We start from the raw sequence: 19,234 nt of genomic DNA on the forward strand, positions 1-19,234 counted from the left end.
CGACGCTCAGGCGCGCGCCACGAAGTCCCAGTTCCCGTGCGGCACCGTGTACACGGCGAACCCCGGCTCCGCACGTCTGAACTCCGCGCCGGCCGGAGCCGTCACGGCCGCCCGGCTCGCCGCCGGTACGTGGACCTCCGCCGTCGCCCCGACCGGCACCCGTATCGACAGTCGGATCGTCCCGTCGACGGCGGACCAGGCGGCGGCCGCCTCACCGCGCACGGTGTGCACCGAGGTACGGGCCCAGTCGACGCCGGTCCGGCCGTCCGGGCGGACGGTGAAGGTGCGGTAGCCGGCGTCGCCGGGGCGCAGACCCGCCACGTTCTCGTAGAGCCACTGCACCACGGTGCCCAGGAAGTAGTGGTCCCGGGAGCGTGCGTCGAGCGACCACGACTCCCACATGGTGTCGGCGCCGTGATCGAACCAGTAGCCCCAACTCGGGTACGTGCGCTGGGTGGCGAGCGCGTGGGCCACCTCCGGATGGCCCTGGGCGGAGAGCTCGCGCAGCAGCACACTCGTGCCCAGTGCCCCGGTGTTGAGGTGGTTCCCGCGCCGTTCGATGTCGGCCAGGAGCGAGTCGACCACGCTGGCCCGGGCGCCGGGCGGGACGAGCCCGAACGCCAGCGGGACGCAGTTGCTGGTCTGCCGGTAGTCGGGGTCCTTCGCCGTGCGGTAGTGGCCGTCCGCGCCGAGGAAGGCCGCGTTGAACGCCTCCTTGAGCGTGTCGGCCGTGCTCCGGTAGCGGGCCGCCACCGCTGAGTCACCGAGCAGGTCGGCCAGTTCCGCCGTGCCGGTGAGCGCGCGGTGCAGATACGCGGTCGCGGTCAGCCTGGTGTCCTCGGGCGGCACGCCACCGTCGTAGCCCGGCGGCAGCCAGTCGCCGAGGGCGGTCACCGCCAGCCCGTCCTGGAGCCGGGCGATCTCCCAGTCCAGGTACCGCACGAGCGGCGCCCAGTGGTCGCGGGCCGTGCGCTCGTCCCCGTACACGCGGTACATCTCCCGCAGCAGGAAGGGATAGACCGTCGTCCACTCCGGAGCGGGCGCCAGCTCGTGGTAGCCCCAGCCGCCGCTCGGCACGATCACCGGCAGCTGTCCTTCGGTGTTCTGACTGTCCTTCAGGTCTCCCAGCCACTTCGTGAGGAAGCGGTGCACCCCGAAGGCGTAGGCCCAGACGGGCGCGCCCAACTGGGCGTCCCCCGTCCAGCCGTTCTTCTCGTACACCGGGGTGTCCGTCGGAATGCCGTACAGGTTGTTCAGGACCGTGCGGCGCATCGCCCGCTCCAACTGCTCGTAGAACGGCTCGGAGCAGGAGAACGTGCTGGTGGATTCCACCCGGGTGTGCACCACCCGGCCGAGCACCTGTGAGGGCGCGGGCTTGGACGGCAGCCCACTGACCTGGACGTAACGGAAGCCCTTGTACGAGAACTTGGGCTCCCACACCTCCTCCGCGCCGCCGCCCGCGCACACGTACTCGTCGGTCTGGCAGCGCCCCGGCACCAGGTCGTTGCGGGCGAGCACGCTGCCGTCGGGGTTCAGCCGCTCACCGTGCGCGAGACGGACGGTCGTCCCGGCCGGCGCGCGCACGGTCAGCCGGGTCCAGCCCGCGAGTGTCCGGCCCATGTCGACGACGTACACGCCCTCGCTCAACTCGCTGACGGCGACCGGGCGCAGGGTCTCCGCGACCTCGATGGGGTCGTGCGCCTGCGCGTGCAGGGTCCCCCTGGGGGCGGTCTGCCGTTCGGCCCGCTGCCATCCCCGGTCGTCGATGCCGGGGCGCGTCCAGTGCGCGGGTGCCTTGCGTGCGTCGTAACTCTCGCCCGCGTAGAGCGAGTTGGAGCGGGTGGGGCCGTCGGTGATGCGCCACTCCCCGTCCGTGGCGACGACGGTGCGCGAGCCGTCCGGGTGGTCGATCTCGAGCTGCGCCAGCAGCCGGGGTTCGCCGTGCCAGGGCGGCCGGTTCCAGTTCCACGCGTTGGGCGTGGTCAGCCCGAAGAAGCCACGGCCGAGAGTGACCCCGATCGCGTTGGCGCCGCGCCGGACCCGGTCCGTCACGTCGTGCACCGCGTACAGCACCGTCTCGTCGTAGTCGGTGAAGCCGGGGTCGAGCACCTGGCGGCCGATGCGGACACCGTTGATCTCGGCGTCGTAGTAGGCGAGTCCGCTGATGTGGAGCCGGGCGCGTGTCACGGCCTTCCGCAGGGTGAACTCGCGGCGCAGCAGGGGAGCGGGTTGTTCGGGGGCGCTGAGGGACACGTCGGTTCCCCAGGGGCCCTGTCCGTAGGGCGCGAGCACGACGGCCGCGGGCCAGTCGCCGTCGTCGAACCCCGGCTGCTGCCAGCCCGTCCGTTCGTCCCTGACACAGCGCCAGCCCTGACCCGTGACGAGTTCGACCGTGTCGCCGCCGGTGGTCTCCACGAGGAGGCGGACGAGAAGGCCGCCCGGATTGACCGACACGTTGCCGCGGTTGGTCGCGACGGCGGCGACCACGATCCTGCCGCCGGCCGCTCCCCGGACTTGCTCGGTGACGTCGGCGACATGCCCGGTGCGCCAGGCGTCCGTCTGCTCGGGCTGGTGGAGGACCTGCTGTCCGTCGACGTACAGCGTGAAGTCGTCGTCGGCCGTGGCCACCAGGGTCGCCCGGAGTACCTCGGTCCCGGTGGGGAGCGTGGTCGTCGCACGGAACCAGCAGGGTCCGGTGGGTGCCCCGTCGGAGGTCGAACCCGGCGACCAGATCCACGACGCACCCGTGAGGCCGGGCGGCTCGGGCGCGGCGGAGGCGCCGATCCAGAACCCCTCCCAGCCGTCCTTCGGCAACGTTGTCTCCCACCAGCGCGGGGCGCTCCACGCCGACGGGCGGCCCGCGCCGTCCCAGACCCTGACCTGCCAGTGGTAACGGGTACGCGGTCGCAGGGCGGGCCCGGCGTAGACGATGCCGACGGTGCGGTCCGACTCGACGCGGCCGGAGTCCCAGACGAGGCGACGTCCGGTGCGCAGCTGCTTCTCGGTGAGTGCCACCCGCACCTGATAGGCGGACTGCCGGGCGCCCTTTCCCGGAGCGGCCAACTCCCAGGTGAGCCGCGGGTGTTCGACCTCGGTCCCGAGCAGCGTCTCCGCGTACTCGACGGTCGTCCGGCCGACGCGCAGCCCACCCTCGTGCGGGGCGTGCGCGCCCGCCCCTGGGGACGCGGAGGCGGTGACGGCGCCGGGGCCGAGTACGACGGAAGCTCCCGCGACGGAGCCTGCGGAGCTACGGAGGAAGACGCGGCGGTTCCAATCCCTGGCCATGTGTGCCCTTCATGATTGAAACGTTTCATTCCGGTGTCAACGATCCTATGCACCACGTCACTTGGGCCTCAAGAGTCCTGCACGCACCTCATGGACAGGTGGCGACGCAGAGGGGAAGGATGGTGAATGCACCGAAGAGCATCACTCCGTCCGTCGTCACCCCACCGTCAGTCACCCGCCGCTGTCATCCCGTCGTCGCCCCGGAGGCCCGCGGGTGAATGCACCGAAGAGCATCACTCCGTCCGTCGTCACCCGTCACCGTCAGTCACCCGCCGCTGTCGCCCGCCGCTGTCATCCCGTCGTCGCCCCGGAGGCCCGCGTATGAGTGCCCGTCCCCTGCCCGTCAGCACCCCCGCCGCCCAGGGGGTCGACGCCGCGGGCGTCCACGCGTTCCTCGACGCGGTCGAGGCCGCGCCGGACATCGAACCGCACAGCCTGATGCTCCTGCGCCACGGGCATGTCGTGGCCTCCGGCTGGTGGGCGCCCTACGCACCCGACCGCCTCCACCTGCTGTACTCGCTCAGCAAGAGCTTCACGTCCACGGCCGCCGGATTCGCCGTGGCGGAAGGACTGGTGCGCCTCGACGACCCCGTGATCTCGTACTTCCCCGAGTTCGAGGCCGAGATCACCGACCCGCGCAGCCGTGCCATGCTCGTCCGGCACGTGGCGTCCATGGCCAGCGGTCACCTCGGTGAGACCTTCGAGGCGGCCGCCCGCCTCGACCGCGAGGAGATCGTGCGGGGATTCCTCCTCGTGCCGCCGGACCGGGAGCCGGGGACCGTCTTCGCCTACAACCAGCCCGCCACGTACACGCTCGCCTCGATCGTCCAGCGGGTGACCGGCCGGTCACTGACCGAGTACCTGCGGCCCCGCCTGCTCGACCCGCTGGGCATCGGCGAGACGGCCTGGCTGCAGCGTCCGCCGGGCCGCGACCTCGGCTTCAGCGGTCTGCACGCGGCGACGGACGCGGTCGCCCGGCTCGGCCAGTTCTACCTCCAGGACGGTGTCTGGGACGGCGAACGCCTGCTGCCCTCCTGGTGGATCAAGGAGGCCACGCGCGAGCAGATCCCCACCGCGGACGGTACGCCCGCGGGTGAGCGGTCCGACTGGCAGCGGGGATACGGGTTCCAGTTCTGGATGGGCCGGCACGGCTACCGTGGCGACGGTGCCTTCGGGCAGTTCTGCGTGGTGCTTCCCGAGCAGGACGTGGTGATCGCGACGACGGCGGCGACCGAGGACATGCAGGGCCTGCTGGACCTGATGTGGCGGCACCTTCTCCCGGCGTTCGGCTCCGCGCCGCTCCCGGGCACCGAGGACGAGGGGCTGCGACGCCGGCTGGCGGGGCTGGCCCTGCCACCGGTCGAGGCGAACCCCGAACCACCGGCCGCGGGTGACGCCTGGGCCGGCGCCGTGTTCGCCCCTCGGGACGGTGTCTGCGCGGAGCAGCGGACCCTGACGGGCGTCGAGGTCGTGGCCCCGGCGGACGGTGACGGCTGGCGGGTGTCGCTCACGGAGGGCGACGAGCGGCACGAACTGCGGCTCGCCCCGGCGGAGTGGACGGTCGAGGACGGACCGATCCCCATGGCGGTGAGCGGAGGATGGACGGATCCGGACACCCTCCGCTTCGACGTGGTGTTCCTGGAGACCCCGCATCGCCTGACCGTGAGCTGCGCGCTGCCGGACGGCACGTTCGGCGTGCGCTGGCACGCGACTCCGCTGCACCGCGGCCCACTGCGCTCGCTGCGGGCACCCGGGCGGGAACGGGAACAGGCGTGACAGCCATAGCCGGGGCATCGGCGAACTCGCCGACCCCTGGCAGCTGCTGTAGCGTGAAACCACCCGCCGCCGCGTTCGTCAGCGGCCTGTCGAGGTGCGAGGGCGCCCTCGCACCCCGCCGCTGACCGGCGCACACCACAGGGGCGATGCCCGCCGGTCCGGTCCGCGTTTGACACGCGTCGGGTTCGCGGGCCCCTCATGACCACCTGCGGACAGAGAGCCTCGAGATCGATCCGACTCTCCAAGGCAGGGATCCAGATGACCACCTATCGAGTCGCTCAAGTGGAGTCCGCCGGCGGTCCGTTCGAGATCGTCGAGCGAGAGGCGACTCCGCCGGGCCCCGGCCATGTGCGGGTCACCGTCGACGCCTGCGGGGTGTGCCACAGCGACACCTTCTTCGTGAACGCCGGGGTTCCGGGCGTCACGTTCCCGGTGGTCCCCGGACACGAGATCGCCGGCCGCGTCGAGGAACTCGGAGAAGGGACACAAGGCCGCGGCTGGGAGGTCGGCGACCGGGTGGGGGTCGGCTGGTTCGGCGGCGCCTGCGGCTACTGCACGCCCTGCCGGGAAGGCGACTTCATCGTCTGCGAGAACCTGAAGGTTCCCGGGTGGGCGTACGAGGGAGGGTTCGCGGAGTCGGTCGTCGTACCGGTGGACACCCTGGCCCGGATCCCCGACGCGCTGGCGGCGACCGACGCGGCGCCGCTGGGCTGCGCGGGAGTGACGGTGTTCAACGGACTGCGGCGCAGCTCGGCACGGCCGGGTGACCTGGTGGCCGTCCTCGGGGTCGGCGGACTCGGCCACCTGGCGGTGCAGTACGCGGTCGCGATGGGCTGCGAGACGGTGGCCATCGCCCGCGGTTCGGGCAAGGCGGACTTCGCCAAGCGCCTCGGCGCCCACCACTACGTCGACAGCACGGCCGACACCCCGGTCGCTGAGGCGCTGCGGTCCCTCGGCGGCGCACAGGTCGTCCTCGCCACCGCTTCGAACTCCGAGGCGATCACGGCGACCGTGGACGGACTGCGCCACCGCGGCGAGCTGGTCGTCATCGGCCTGGACGGCACACCGCTGGGGATCAGCCCGGCCCAGCTGATCATGGGCGCCAGGGTCGTCCGCGGACATCCGAGCGGCACGTCGCAGGACGTGCAGGACGCCATGGAGTTCAGTGCCCTGCACGGCATCCGCCCGATGACGGAGGTCGTGCCGCTGGACCAGACCGACGAGGCGTACCGCAAGATGCTCGCCGGCTCCGCGCGGTTCCGTATGGTGCTCAGCAACGGGTGACGCGGTGCGGTTCGATCGGTGGGGCACAACGGGCCGTGTCGGAGCCGTAGTTGCCGAAGAGCAAGAAGCCCCGCCGACCACCGATACGGCCCCGGCGGCAGGTTGGGCCGTCCCAGGCCGCTTCAGGACGCCGGGACTGGGACCAGACGGGCCCCGGTATCCAGCCGAGCCGGGTGCGCGTCGACAAGGGTTACGTGCCCGGTTACGCGTCCCGCAAGAACTCAACGAGTGGCTGTGATGCCCCGGTCCGCCCCGTCCGGTGTGTCGGAGGCGCCGAGCAGTTCCAGTACCAGGTCGATGACCAGCTCCGCGCGTCCGACAAACGGAGAGTGCCCGGTCGCCCACTCGCGAACGGAGCCGCAGCGTGCGGCCATCACCTGTTGGAGACCCGGGTCGACAGCGCGGTCCTCCGTGCAGACCACGTAGACGGAGGGGGCATGTTTCCAGCCTTGACGTTCCGGGACGCCCCGCCCACAGCCGGCCGCCTGGGGTCGTAGCAGTCCCACAGCCAAAGCGGCCAGGCGCTCAGGGCAGTCTCTGTACAGCACATGCGCGGCCCGGCTCGGGTCCAGGCGCGTGGAACCGTCCGTCCGCGGTTCGATGGCGGTCTTCAACTCGACGGACGCGCCGCCCAAGTTCGCCGCGCTCTCATGCACATCCGGCACGAAGGCCGCCAGATAGACCAGACGCCCGACTCCGCGCAGACCGGTGATCACCGACCCGCCGTAGGAGTGACCCAGAACCAGGGGAGGCTCCGCCAGCACGTCGACCGCGGTCTGCACCGCCGCCGTGTCCGCAGCGAGGGAGCCGCGGTGCAGTTCGGGAGTAACCACGTCCACGCCTGCCGCTCGCAGGCCTTCAGCAACCCGGATGAAGTGCTCGGGCCGGTGATACAGACCGTGAACCAAAACCACGCTGACCACTTGGTCCGCCTTCCCGGGGCGACTTGCCGAAGAGAGTGATCCTAGACGCCGCGCGACACGCTCATCACGCTCAACGCCGGCTGCTACATCTGCCCGTGCTCCCGCAGCCGCCGCGAGATGGTGGCGGCCGCCGCCTTTACGCTCTCCGTCAGCCGGACCCGGTTCTCCTGGAAGCGGCGGGAGGGGGCGCTGATGCTCAGCGAGGCGATCGTCTGGCCGTGCCGGCCGATGAGCCGGGCGGCGACGCAGCCCACGTCGAGGATGGCGCCGCCGTCGTCGTAGCTGAGCTCGTCGTTTTGGATTCTGACGAGCTGGTCGCGGAAGACCTGCGGCCGGACGACCGCGTTGCTGCTGCGGGTGCGCTGCGAGCTCGTACGGATGTAGTCCTCGATCTCAGCCGTCGGGAGATGAGCCATCAGCAGTCGGCCCGACGCGAAGGTGTGCGGCTCGTACCGCATCCCGATGCGCGGGCCGACGACGGAGAGCGGGTCGTCGCCTACGACCTTGTCGATGAAGATGAGGGCCTGCCGGTCGTAGACCGCCATGCATACCGACTCCGAGTGCCGCCGCGAGATCTCCTGCATCACGGGGTGGGCGGTCTCGATCAGTCCACCGGAGGTCACCCGGTGGATCTGACCGAGTTCGAACGCACGCCATCCGAGCTCGTAGCGGCCGCGCCGGGGCTGGTGGAGCAGCCCGGCCTCGGTCAGCCCGGCGAGCAGCGAATGAGCGGTCGAACGCGGTATCTGCAAGGCCGTCGCGACCTCGCTGACCCCCCACACCGGGCTTCCCGGCGTGTAGAGGTCGAGGACACGGCCCGCCTTGGCGATCGTACTCACACGCAGCTCCCTTCGATGTACAGAGAGTTCGCGGCCCGTCCTACTGCACGGGTGCCGCGGCGATCGGCACCATTCTGAAAGGATATGCCGCACCGCTCAGCTGCGGATAGAGATCCTGCACCGGCCCGGCGAGGGCCGCCTTCACCTCCACGCTCCACTGGTCGGCGAGCACCTCCAGACTGCCGTCCTGGATGCCGTCGAGTCCGGCGCGGACGATGTCCGCGGGGTCGTTCTTCACCACGTTCAGCGCCTCTGTCATCGGTGTCGCCGTGTAGCCCATGTGGAGGGCGACGAGGTCGACCCCGTGCGGGGCGAGCTCCAGCCGGAAGGCGTTGGTCACCGACCACAGAGCCGCCTTCGCCGCGCTGTAGGCGGCCGGGAGCGACAGCCAGCTGAGCAGTGAGATGACGTTGAGGATCGCCCCGCCGCCGTTCGCAACGATGACGGGTGCGAGCCGCCGCGTGACGGTGACGGTGCCGAAGAAGTTCACGTCGAAGACGTGCCGCAGCTTGGCGTCCTCGACGGTCATGATCGGATCACGCAACGCGATGCCCGCGTTGTTGATCAGGATCGTCGCGTCACTCGCCGCCGCCACGACGGCGTCGATCGTCTCCTCACGGGTGACGTCGAGAACCAGCGGCGTGACCCGGGCGTCGTCCCACGTGCCGGGCGTGACGTCCGTGGCGTAGACCTTCGCCGCGCCGCGTTCCAGGGCCTGCGCGACCCACTGACGCCCGAGACCGCCGTTGGCCCCGGTCACGATCACCGCCTGACCTGCGATGTCTGTCATGTGCGTCGTTCTCCTTTCCATTCACAGGATCGATTCAGGGGACCGTTCAGAGGATGGAGCGGCCGGCGTCGACAAGCAGGGTCTGGCCGGAGATGTAGGAGCCCGCGTCGGAGGCGAACAGCAGCACGGCCCCGACGATGTCCTCCGGTTCGGCAATCCGCCCGAGCGCGGTGTTCGCGCCGGCCGCCCGCTCGCGCTCCGGGTCCGACCACAGGGCCTGGGAGAACCGGGTCCGCACCGTGCCCGGGGCGACGGCGTTGGCCCGCACCCCGCGGTCGCCCCACTCGGCGGCGATGTTGCGCACGAGCGAGTTGAGCGCCGCCTTCGCCGCGCCGTACACCGCGAGCCTGGTGCTGGCTCGCAGCGACGCGATGCTCGACGTGAGGACCACGCTGCCCCCGCCCTGCGCCGCCATCAGCGGGAGGAACCCTTCAATCAGAATAAGGTTGTGGAAGACCGAGGTCCGGAAGGTCCGCTCAACGTCCTCCTCGGAGGTGTCGATGAGCGGGCCGACGTGCGTGTAGCCGCCGGCGTGCGCGATCAGTGCGTCGATCCGGCCGAACCGGGCGTGCGCTCGCTCGGCGAGGGTGCGCACGCTGTCGGGATCGTTGAGGTCGCAGACGATCCCTTCGACCTCGATCCCGTCCGCTGCGAGCGCGTCGATGGCTTCCTTGATGTCGGCCTCGTCGTTGCTCGACAGGACGACGCGTGCCCCGAGGCCGTGCAGCCCCTTGGCAACAGCAAGTCCGATACCCGCCGTGGAGCCGGTGACGAGAGCGGTCCGCCCGCGCATGTCGAAGGGGTGGGTCATGCCGTCGCCCGGCTTCCGGTGCGCGCGAGGAAGCCGTTGACCAACTGCGAGAAGGCGTCGGGGTACTGGAAGAGGAAACCGTGGCCGGAGTCCGGGTACACGTGCAGTTCGGCATTGGGCAGCTTCTGCGACATGATGAACGAGTTGACGGTCGGGATCATCACGTCGTGCGCACCATTGGCCACGAGCACCGGGTGCCAGATCTTCTCCAGTTCCGGAAAGGCCTGGTCGCCTCCCTCGACGCCGCCGGACCAGTTCCGGATCGCGGCGACCTGCTGCAAGACGGCGTCCATCGGCACCTCGGGCTCGCGGTCGGCGCGCACGTGGATGCGGCGCCACATGTCGTCACCGGCGCGGATGCCCGCTTGGGAGTCGGTGAAGAACAGCACGCGGAACGCGTCGAGCGCGAGCTCGGGGGCAGTGCGCAGCGGGGCGACCACCGGCTCGGACGGCAGGATGCCCTCGCCGTAGCCCGGACCGGTTCCGGCCAGCACGACGCGGCGCACCAGGTCCGGGCGGGCCAGCACGAAGCGCTGCGCGATGTAGCCGCCCAGGGAGAAGCCGAGCAGGTCGACCGGACCGTCGGCGATCGCCTCGACGAACGCGATGGCGGAGGCGGTCATCTCGGTGACCGTCCCGGGGTTGCGGCCGCTGGTACGGCCGACGCCGAGGTTGTCGAACAGGATGACCGGGCGATCAGCGGCGATCGGGTCGATCAGGGCGTGGTCCCAGTCGTCCATCGTGCCGCGCAGCCGGCTCAGGAACACCAGCGGCGTCCCCTCCGAGGCGCCGAAGGACCGGTAGGCGTAGGTCTCGTCCCCGACGGTGACGAAGTGGTCGGGGGCAGTGAGCGTCTGTGACATGGGTGTCTCCTTGTGATGGGGGTCAACGAACGGAATCGGAGGCAGCGGGACGGTCAGACCTTCTCCAGGTCGACACCCTTGGTCTCCTTGAGGGTGAAGCCGACGATCGCGCTGATCAGGCACAGCACGATGACGAAGACCTGGAAAGCCCAGGGCGCTCCGACGGAGCCGGTGTACGCGCTGAGGTAGGGCGCGGTGCCGCCGAAAAGCGCCGCGGCGATCGAGCTGACGGCGCCGACGACCGGGGCGCGGTGCCGGGTCGTGACGTTCTCGGCCTGCACGGCGGGCGACTGGGAGCCGGACATGCCCCACAGGGCGAAGATGACGGTCGCGGGAACGGCGAGCGTCCACCACGTGGACCCGATGAACGTGAACGCCGGGTAGACGAGCGCAGCGAACACGATGCCGTAGGCGATGACCAGCGGACGGCGCCCGACGCGGTCGGAGACCCATCCCCAGAACGGCATGAAGGCGAGTCCGACAACCTGTGCGACCAGCAGCGACCAGTAGGCGGTGCTCGGGCTCATGTGCTTCTGCGTGATGGCGTAGGTGCCCGCGTAGGCGGTCCAGGTGTACTGCACTACGGAGCCGCCGGCGACGTAGAGCACCAGCTGCGTGCTGCGGCGCACGATCCGGCCCGCTGACCAGGAGGGGAGGCTGGTGATGGAGCGTGCGTCGCCGGCGCCGGACGTGGTCGCCCGCTCGTAAACGTTGCTCTCCATCATCGAACGGCGCAGGAACAGCGCGTAGATGCCCAGCGCCGCGCCGATGACGAACGGGATGCGCCATCCACCGTCCGCCATGAAGCCCTCGGAGGTGGCCGCAGTGAGGGTGCCGGCGACGGCGTTGGCGAGGATTGTTCCCGCGATGACACAGCCGAGCACGCCGCTCGACCACAGCCCGCGTCTTTCACGCGGTGCGACCTCGGTGACGTAGGAGTAGGAGATCGCCGTCTCGCCGCCGTGCGCGAATCCCTGCAGGAGCCGTGCGACGACGAGGAGGAACGACGACCATCCGCCGATGGCGGCGTAGGTCGGGATGACGGCGATCGACAGCGTGCCGGCCGCCATGCCGATCATCGTCACCAGCAGGACGAACTTGCGGCCGCGGCGGTTGGCGAGGAAGCCGAAAACGACGCCGCCGACCGGCCGCATGACGAATCCGACGGCGAACACCGCGAGCGTCGCGAGCAGCCCGGACACCTTGTTGGCCGGGCTGAACAACGCCGTCGCGATGAACGGTGACATGGCGGCGTAGACCGCCCAGTCGAACCATTCGAGCAGGTTGCCGACCGTGCTTGCGAAATACGAACGAACGCGGGTTGCGACCGAAACCGGCGCAGCCGCGGGCGGGCTCGGCGCCGACAGGTCCTCGGAGGTGGGAGTGACCATTGCAAGCCCCTTCGCTCGGAATGGAGTCAACGGGCTGTGATTGTGTGGACGCCTCGCACGGGTGGACAACGCGAATCCGGCGATTCGGGATGAGGATGCGGCGACGATGCTCTGTGTCCGGAGATGCGGGAATCGCGCGGCCAACGGCGCCGTCCCAGCTGTCGCGTCCGGCCGTCGGGCTCTGATCCCTCATCGTGGGCGGCGGACGGGGGGGAAAGGCGCCGCGTCGGCACCGTGCGCACATCCCGTTACCGGCCACGGCTGGCTGATCCTGAGCGAGCAGGCGTCGATCCGCGCGCCGGCCGTCCGCGAAACCCAGGTCCGTACTACCTCTGACGGGTCAGCATCCTTGGTCGTAGATCGGCCGCAGCCATGGTTCCCGGACGGCGGGCATCCGCGCGAGCGTGTACCGGAACGCCTCCCTGGACGGCTGGAACGGGTACCACGAGTGCGGCGGCAGCGGGTCGTCCCGCTCCACGCCTGCCGGCAGTCCGCCGACCACCGGCAGTCGGGTCCGGTGTGGCGGGAAGGCGAGCTCGGCCCAGAGCGCGGCATCCATAGGCACCGGCACCGCGCCGGCCCGCGGCTGCCACATGTCTCCGGTCTGCGGATGGACCGGCACCAGCGCGAGGTCAGTGGCCGGCTCTCCGAACCCCGGTCCCGCCAGGTCCAGCCGCTTCACACCTTCCCCCGCAGGCAGCAGCGCGCCGAGTGCCTGGCCGAGGAGCTCGGCGACCGGGCCGGGCGCCACCTCGACCGCAGCGCCCCCGGCGGTCGCCACCACCTGGGCGAGGGTCACGCCCGCCGGGATGTCGCGGTACTCGCTCAGCCGATGCCACAGCGCGCCGGTGGCCAGCAGCTCCGCCCAATCCATGATCGGCCGCTCCGGCGGGCCGGGCAGCCGCACTACCGCCTGCGGGACGAGCCGGACGACTTGCCAGCATCCGCAGTCGTCCATCCTCGTTCCTATCGGCAGATCGCAGCCCAGGCAGGCAAGATTTGGCCCGTCCCTCCCGTCGATCCCCCTGCAGTAGCCCCGGCCCGCTCGAGGATCAGCCCGGTGCCACGTATGTCGCCGGGCGCGAGGAGGACGGTGTCCGACGGTCCGTCGGACAACGCGCCGAACGGCGCGAAGCGCCCCCGCTCCGCCGCCTCGCGCGCCCCGACCTCGGCCCACTGCCGCCACGGCGGCCCGTACGGGGCGGGGTCGATGGCGTAGGACCCGGCCTCCAGCAGTGGCGGGTGCAGCGCCTCCCAGTGGGTGTCGGCCAGGTGGATCGGCAACGCCACCTCCGACACCGTCGCCGTCAGGACCGCACCGCAGCCCGCACACCCGAACACCGCCAAGCTGTCACCTCCCGCCGTCGAAAGCCCCTGCATCCCACCAAGCAGGCGGAGCGGGCAGCAAGGGGTTTTCAGATGACGCCGAACGCCCCACCGATAGGCAGAACGCCCCTCGACGTCCCGGTCGCATCCGCAGGAAGCAGGAAGCAGGAAGCCGCCCGGACTGAGCCGCTGAACGTGGGTACCGTAGGTCAGCCGCCCATGATCACACCTGTGCCGACGAGACAGCCGTTAACCAAGATGGGGCCTGGGTTTCGGTCGACAAAGTAGGGTCCGCCGATTGCGAGTTCGGCAAGGCGGGCCAACTGCGGGGTGTCCCGGCCGGTCAGGCGATGACCGAGATTTCAGTCGTCGGTCTCGTCCGGCGTTGGTTCCGCAGTGATGACGTGCCCATTCCTGCCATTTTCGCCTCGCCTTCCGTTGTGGCCCCTCCCGCCGTGACGACCGTCTTTCCCGTGCCACCCCGGTTTACCTGTCGGGCCCGTGGGGCCGGGCGGACCCGACGGGCCCGAGGGGCCGGGCGGCCCCGAAGGGCCGTGCAGGGTGCCGTCACTCTGGAGTTCGATGCGCCGCGCTCGCAGCTCGTCGATCTGCTGTTGGTGGGCGACGATCACAGCTGACTGCGCGACGACCGCGACAGTCAGAACTGCGCTGAGCAGAAGGCGGCGCCGCGGACTGTGCCACGCCTCTTTTACGCTTCTCACGTAACCCTCACGCTGTGTGACGATGAAAAGGAATCATATTCACTTGCTCAAGGCGCGTCTTTGACGCGCCGGGGCTCAGGCCTGCCGACACCTCCCCGCCCCCGATCAAGCAGGGAAGTTCTCCGCGGCTGCGTCACGGCGACTCGTCATCCGCTCTGTCCCGCGGGGCGATGGGGTCGCCACTGCTATCGCGGCAACCAGTCGGCAACGGTCCTCAGCGGCCCGCCGGCCATCGCGCGCCGGGTCGGCGGTCCGGCTGACAGCTCGCGCCGGTGCGGTTCGTCGGAGAGCGTTGTCCGCACCGCGGCGGAGCTCATCCCGCCATGAAGGGTTGAACACTTCAAGCGCTTGACGGAGGGTCGCTCGGCTACGGCGGGACGACAGCATCCTTGCCGTCCGTTCCGTCCTTCCCGTCACGCCCTTCACGCCCATCCTGCCCGTCCTGCCCATCCGTCCCGTCCTTGCCCGGTGGGCCGATAGCGCCGTCCGCACCAGGAGGACCGGACGGGCCGGACGGCCCGGGGGGTCCGGGCTCGAGGTGCTCCTGGAGGTCGATGGGCTGTGTCTGCAGACCGTCGAGCTGCATTTGCTGGGCGATGAGTGCGGCTGACTGCGCTACCAGAGCTACCGTCAGCACTGCGCCGAGCACAAAAGGGCGCCGCGGGCTCCGCAGCGCTTCGTTCACGCTTCTCACATCGTTCCTCACGTTGCGTAACGGCTAGAGTGTAAGGGACGAGGACTCGGGGGAAGGTGGGGCGCGTCGTGTGTCTTCACCCGAGGGGTCGGTTGGCGCTGCGCGGGCCTCGGACTGCCCGGCTCGGTCGGTGGCACTCAAGCGCCACCGCGTCCGTGGTGGAGTCGTTGCGTCCTCGCCGGACATGCCTCCACATGGGCCGCGTCCGCCCGGCTCTGCCTGGGTGATGGTGTACGGGACGAGACCGCCCCGCGCACGCCACTACGGAACCGCAGTCGCGAGCGACGCGCCCCCTCCATCCCGGTGATCGACTCATGGCCATGACCGCTTCCGGCCGCACGCTCGGAGTCACGTGCAACATGGTGGCCGGGTCGGTACCCAGCCGGGAAATCCCGCCGTTGCGGATCGATAACTGCGTTGCCGGAGCAGGGGAGTTGGTGTCTAGTGACCTGGCACGTCATCATCCACATAGGAGAAAAGAGTGATCAGACTTAGGCGCCTGCTGGCGTCGATGACCGCCGCCGGAGTCGCGTGCATGCTGAGCACGGCCCCCGGGGCCGCGGCGGCGCAGCACTATACGGCGGCGCCGGGCGCCGCGGCGGCGATGAGCGTTTCGGCCCTGTCGTTCAATGCCAAGTCGGTCGATGCCACCTCAGGGTCGGCCACCATCGAACTGAACTGGACGATGACCTCGTCCAATCCGAACGCTTCCGGCTACGGGGGCGACATCCATATACGCCGGATGAATCCGAAGACCGGCGCCTACATCGGCACCGAACTCGTCGCCGACTTCGACTCCCAAGGTTCACCGTCCGGCGACGTCACCATCATGCCCGGCGCCACCCCCGCCTCGACCACGTATACATGGACCGTCGCCGTCCCGCAGTACGGAGCCACGACGAAGACGACCTGGGCGGTCTCGGAGATCGAGGGTAGGGACGGCTCCGGCGACTCGATCGACTGGACCGCGCCCCAACTGTCGGCGTTCGCACGCACCTTCACCGCCCGGACTACCGTGGACCAGGGGTTCCCGAGCCTTGACCAGATCGCCCTGGCGCAAGGTACGCAGGCCACCGTCTACGAAGCTCCCGGCCAAGGTGCCGCGCTGCGGTACCAGCTCGACAGCCAGGAGAACAAGTCCGGCGTGTACGGCGGAACGGTTGTGGTCACCGGTTCGGGCGGCCGCACGGCCCGCGGATCGTTCGCCATCGGCTGGGACGGGAACGGGAACTACCAGGGCTGCGGCAACATCGACTGGCTGCAACGGCAGGTGCTCGACTGCGCTGTGACCGTGTCGCTGCCGGCCGGCTTGCCGGAGGGCGATTGGAAGGTCACCGAGGTGGACCTGACCAGCAACGCCGGGGTCACCCGTGCCTACACCGGGCTGTCAGAAGCCGCGGTGCACGTGACTTCGGACAGTGTGCTCTCGGCGACCGGCTTCGCGTTCACTCCGAGCCACATCGACAGCTGGCACTCGCCCGGCCCGACCGCCCAGTTCTCGCTGCGGCCTTCTGGCGCCGTGGGCGGGGTCAGCTCGGTCCAGCTGACGAACTGGGGGAACAACGCCAACCAGTGCCAGCAGCTGTCCACCACCCCGACCGTGCAGGCGGACGGCACGGTCACGGTGCCGGTACGCGGACTGCGAGGCCAGTTCAGCTGTCAGCTCCACGGTTTGATCATCACCGACGGTCACGGCGACCAGGCCGTCTACGGTTCATCGCTGGGCGCCCCGGACATCGATGCGACACTGGCCAACATCCCTGACACCGTGTGGCCCACGGTGGACGCCGTCACAGTCACCCCGGGTACGGTCGCGGCCGACGACACCCAGACCTGGATCAAGCTGACGATCGATGTGTCCGCCTCCACCGCCGGGGTGAACGGCCTCGACCTGTACCTGGTCGACGCCTCCGGGCACGCCGACTCGATTCAGTCCGGTGGTGTGTCCACCACCTTCTCGGGTCCGTTGGACGAGTACTTCACGCTCCCGCAAGGCACCGCACCCGGCACGTACACCATCGGTTTCAGGCTCCAGGACCAGGGCTACAACACCGTGAGCTATGGCCTGCCGGGCAGCGGCAGCCAGCCGATGCCGGGCGGACCCGTCACCCTTACAGTCACCGACCCGGCAACCGCCAGGTGACCATGCGGGACAGACTCCAAGGCTTCACCTGCTCCGTCACGTCAGTGTGAGGGACACGAGGGGCGATCCATGAGCGAGCACGCAACGAGCCCCGAAGTCCGTTGCTGGAACGCTTACGGTCTCCTCTCCTGCCGAGCTGCTTGACGAGATCATCGCTTCGGCGATCATCGGCAATCCGGCAGCATGCTGGTCCGGACGGCGGAGGCGGGCACGCGGGGGCTGATGACGCGCAGGAGACGCCGAAGCTCACAAACTGCGCAGACCATCAGTACATGACGGGCGATCGTGACCGTGCGATCGCCGGTCGGCTGGGGGCCGCGATCCGTGAGGGCGGGGGAGAGGCCTCAGGCTGAGGGGGCCGACTCAGGAGGAATCCCTTTCTGAGTCGGCCCTTCCTGCTGTGCCCCGGCAGGATTCGAACCTGGAATGCAATCCGGACTGCAGTCTTCTGGCGGTCAGCCGGCAGCTGACCATCGCTTGATCACGGCGGTGGCGCTGTAGGGGGCCGGCCAGATCCGGAGGTATACCTGCTCATTGACCTCGGGGGCGTCGTACCCTGCACCGACCACCTACCGGAAGCTGTGTGCTTCGAAGTCCCCAGGGGCTTCGTGCGGGTCTGTGCATCAATTCACGGCACAGGTCATTGGTCCACAGCACGGTGTAGGAGTTGGCCACGGCCCCGAACATAGCGGTGGGCACCGACAGTGCGTCCCGGCTACCGGTTCAGCAGGTGGTGCATGACGGTTTCGGGGATGGCGGGGCTGGTGGCGGCGCCGGTTGCGGTCGCGGTGTCGTGCGGGAGGGTGGCCAGGACACGGGTGGGCAGGCGCGGGTCGGTGGCTGCCTCGTCCCGTATGCCGTGCCGCCGCAGCGCCGCGTACGCGAAGAACCTTCCAGAGCATCACGTGCGCGGAGGCGGCGCAGCGGCGCATGGCCTCCTCGTCGTTCTCCAGGGCCCGGACCCACGGGAGAGGATTGCAGCGGGCGCTGGGGTCGAACTCGACGGCTGTTCGGGAGCGTTCCGCTTCGGTGAGGTCCGGGCGGACGGAGACCAGCCAGCGAACGCCGGGCTCCGGGTCCCGGCCGAGCAGGGCCACCACGTCGGTGTCCAGGTTCGGGTTCTGCGCGGTGGCCCTGCGCAGAACGGTCTCGGTGCCGTGGACCGGATCCTCGGCCAGCTCATGGGCGAGCACGCACGTACGGGCAGCGCGTTCTATCCATGGACATCGCCACGAATTCCGGTCGGCCCGTCTTCGGGCCGAGGAGCCGCGCCAGATCCCACTGCTCCGCCAGCCGCACTGTGGTCCAATCGTGGGCCGCGCATGGGAGACCCGGCCGTGACGGGATGACCAGCGCCCTCGGTGCCGACCCAGTACGAACGGTCTCGGATCGAACCCCTGAAGCGGGTCGCTCAAGTCTGCGGAGTCCAGTTGTCGTTGATGTCACGGGTGGCTGTCAGCCGTCCATCAGATCCGGGTGGGGACAGAGTTCCAACGGCGAGGCCGGACGGTCGGCCCACTTCCACCAGACGTGTTGGTTGGAGCAGCCCCAGACCACACGACAGGTTCGGCGGTTGTCCTCGTCGCGGTGACAGAGCGCCATCGCGCCTGCCTTCAACGGGCCACCGCACTGGGGACAGATCGGTACGGACTCGGTCGGCATCCCCTCAACGTACCCCGGGACAGCATCAGTTCGGTGTGGGCCGATGATGACACCGTCGGGGACGTGACCCGCCGGTTCAATGAGATGGCCCAGGCCTGTCAGAATCCCCGGCGGGCGGGACGCCGTCCCCGCCTGAACAGCGGTTCGTACACGCGGTCGGCGGCGACCTCCGCGTCACCGCCGTCCCTCCGGGAACCTGTGCTGTCCGAGTACCAGTCACTCACTCGGCCGCGCGCTTGATGGCGATCGGCTCCGCGGAAGGGAAGTGGAGCGTGTCGCCGGCGTCTTCGTCGTCGGTGTACGCGCGGCGGTCGGCAGGTATGACGCCCAGCATGAGGTGGGGGCGAGGCAGCCACCCCACATCCTGGGGCTGCTCGCACCGACGGATGTCGACGACTTGAGCGATCGTTTCAGGAATGCCGACCATGCACATGGCGTTCTCGGTCAGGTGCCACGGTTCAGGGTCCGTTCGGTAGGGGGAGTCGGCCCAGTCCTGTGAGTCCGGATTGCGGGCGAACGCGCGACCTCCGTCCCACCGGAACCGGGATTCGGGATCGATGTCGCCCCATGGCCACTCGACGTACGCGTAGTGCTGATCGACGCCCGTCACACGAGTTGGTGTCATCGCCAGGCTGATCTCTACAAGGTCACCGACTTGCAGCGACTCCCACTCGAGGCCCTCATTCACGCCTACCCCCGCCTCGCCCGTAGTGCGCTGCATTTTA

At 69.8% G+C, this 19,234-nt stretch carries 13 protein-coding genes; 3 read left to right on the forward strand and 10 right to left on the reverse strand.

Annotation, left to right across the window (positions count from 1 at the left end; translation table 11 throughout):
- Positions 1 to 6: 6 nt before the first annotated feature.
- Positions 7 to 3,285: a family 78 glycoside hydrolase catalytic domain gene (locus tag HEP85_RS36140; RefSeq protein WP_168531687.1), complete on the reverse strand. Its 3,279-nt coding sequence runs from the start codon at positions 3,283 to 3,285 to the stop codon at positions 7 to 9.
- 321 nt (positions 3,286 to 3,606) lie between these two features.
- Between HEP85_RS36140 and HEP85_RS36145 the strand changes: the two genes are divergently transcribed.
- Positions 3,607 to 5,061: a serine hydrolase gene (locus tag HEP85_RS36145; protein ID WP_168531688.1), complete on the forward strand. Its 1,455-nt coding sequence runs from the start codon at positions 3,607 to 3,609 to the stop codon at positions 5,059 to 5,061.
- A 258-nt stretch (positions 5,062 to 5,319) separates the two neighbouring features.
- Complete coding sequence (locus HEP85_RS36150; RefSeq protein ID WP_168531689.1) at positions 5,320 to 6,345, forward strand: alcohol dehydrogenase; 1,026 nt, start codon at positions 5,320 to 5,322, stop codon at positions 6,343 to 6,345.
- A gap of 221 nt (positions 6,346 to 6,566) precedes the next feature.
- Here the strand turns inward: HEP85_RS36150 and HEP85_RS36155 are convergent, their stop codons facing one another.
- The 8 genes from HEP85_RS36155 to HEP85_RS36190 all read right to left on the reverse strand — a co-directional run bounded on the left by HEP85_RS36155 (position 6,567) and on the right by HEP85_RS36190 (position 13,309).
- A complete protein-coding gene (locus HEP85_RS36155; RefSeq protein ID WP_168531690.1) occupies positions 6,567 to 7,268 on the reverse strand; it encodes an alpha/beta hydrolase in 702 nt (233 codons plus the stop codon).
- 83 nt (positions 7,269 to 7,351) lie between these two features.
- On the reverse strand, positions 7,352 to 8,107 hold the full coding sequence (locus tag HEP85_RS36160; protein WP_168531691.1) for an IclR family transcriptional regulator: 756 nt from the start codon (positions 8,105 to 8,107) through the stop codon (positions 7,352 to 7,354).
- A 40-nt stretch (positions 8,108 to 8,147) separates the two neighbouring features.
- The gene (locus HEP85_RS36165; RefSeq protein ID WP_168531692.1) at positions 8,148 to 8,897 is read right to left on the reverse strand and encodes an SDR family oxidoreductase; all 750 of its coding nucleotides are present in this window, start codon (positions 8,895 to 8,897) and stop codon (positions 8,148 to 8,150) included.
- Between the two features lie 46 nt (positions 8,898 to 8,943).
- Entirely contained in the window at positions 8,944 to 9,708 is a 765-nt protein-coding gene (locus HEP85_RS36170) for an SDR family NAD(P)-dependent oxidoreductase (protein ID WP_168531693.1), read from the reverse strand.
- Positions 9,705 to 10,571 (reverse strand): alpha/beta fold hydrolase, encoded by an 867-nt coding sequence (locus tag HEP85_RS36175; RefSeq protein WP_168531694.1) that lies wholly within the window; start codon positions 10,569 to 10,571, stop codon positions 9,705 to 9,707. The genes HEP85_RS36170 and HEP85_RS36175 overlap by 4 nt, the downstream gene beginning before the upstream one ends.
- Before the next feature lie 53 nt (positions 10,572 to 10,624).
- Positions 10,625 to 11,962, reverse strand: coding sequence for an MFS transporter (locus HEP85_RS36180; RefSeq protein WP_168531695.1), 1,338 nt, complete (start codon positions 11,960 to 11,962; stop codon positions 10,625 to 10,627).
- A 340-nt stretch (positions 11,963 to 12,302) separates the two neighbouring features.
- Positions 12,303 to 12,920 (reverse strand): hypothetical protein, encoded by a 618-nt coding sequence (locus HEP85_RS36185; protein ID WP_248002216.1) that lies wholly within the window; start codon positions 12,918 to 12,920, stop codon positions 12,303 to 12,305.
- An 8-nt stretch (positions 12,921 to 12,928) separates the two neighbouring features.
- Entirely contained in the window at positions 12,929 to 13,309 is a 381-nt protein-coding gene (locus HEP85_RS36190) for a hypothetical protein (RefSeq protein WP_248002217.1), read from the reverse strand.
- Between the two features lie 1,876 nt (positions 13,310 to 15,185).
- Between HEP85_RS36190 and HEP85_RS36195 the strand changes: the two genes are divergently transcribed.
- Positions 15,186 to 16,847 (forward strand): hypothetical protein, encoded by a 1,662-nt coding sequence (locus HEP85_RS36195; protein ID WP_369658000.1) that lies wholly within the window; start codon positions 15,186 to 15,188, stop codon positions 16,845 to 16,847.
- Positions 16,848 to 18,729: 1,882 nt separating this feature from the next.
- Here the strand turns inward: HEP85_RS36195 and HEP85_RS36200 are convergent.
- A complete protein-coding gene (locus HEP85_RS36200) occupies positions 18,730 to 19,197 on the reverse strand; it encodes a hypothetical protein (RefSeq protein ID WP_369658001.1) in 468 nt (155 codons plus the stop codon).
- Between the last annotated feature and the right edge of the window lie 37 nt (positions 19,198 to 19,234).

Origin of the sequence: Streptomyces sp. RPA4-2, from assembly GCF_012273515.2 — a bacterium.
Taxonomy (GTDB): Bacteria; Actinomycetota; Actinomycetes; order Streptomycetales; family Streptomycetaceae; genus Streptomyces; species Streptomyces kaempferi.

Coding starts and splice junctions, on each gene's coding strand:
- HEP85_RS36175 (WP_168531694.1), bottom strand. CDS start 10,571: ATGTCACAGACGCTCACTGCCCCCGACCACTTCGTCACCGTCGGGGAC.
- HEP85_RS36185 (WP_248002216.1), bottom strand. CDS start 12,920: ATGGACGACTGCGGATGCTGGCAAGTCGTCCGGCTCGTCCCGCAGGCG.
- HEP85_RS36145 (WP_168531688.1), top strand. CDS start 3,607: ATGAGTGCCCGTCCCCTGCCCGTCAGCACCCCCGCCGCCCAGGGGGTC.
- HEP85_RS36180 (WP_168531695.1), bottom strand. CDS start 11,962: ATGGTCACTCCCACCTCCGAGGACCTGTCGGCGCCGAGCCCGCCCGCG.
- HEP85_RS36140 (WP_168531687.1), bottom strand. CDS start 3,285: ATGGCCAGGGATTGGAACCGCCGCGTCTTCCTCCGTAGCTCCGCAGGC.
- HEP85_RS36170 (WP_168531693.1), bottom strand. CDS start 9,708: ATGACCCACCCCTTCGACATGCGCGGGCGGACCGCTCTCGTCACCGGC.
- HEP85_RS36165 (WP_168531692.1), bottom strand. CDS start 8,897: ATGACAGACATCGCAGGTCAGGCGGTGATCGTGACCGGGGCCAACGGC.
- HEP85_RS36150 (WP_168531689.1), top strand. CDS start 5,320: ATGACCACCTATCGAGTCGCTCAAGTGGAGTCCGCCGGCGGTCCGTTC.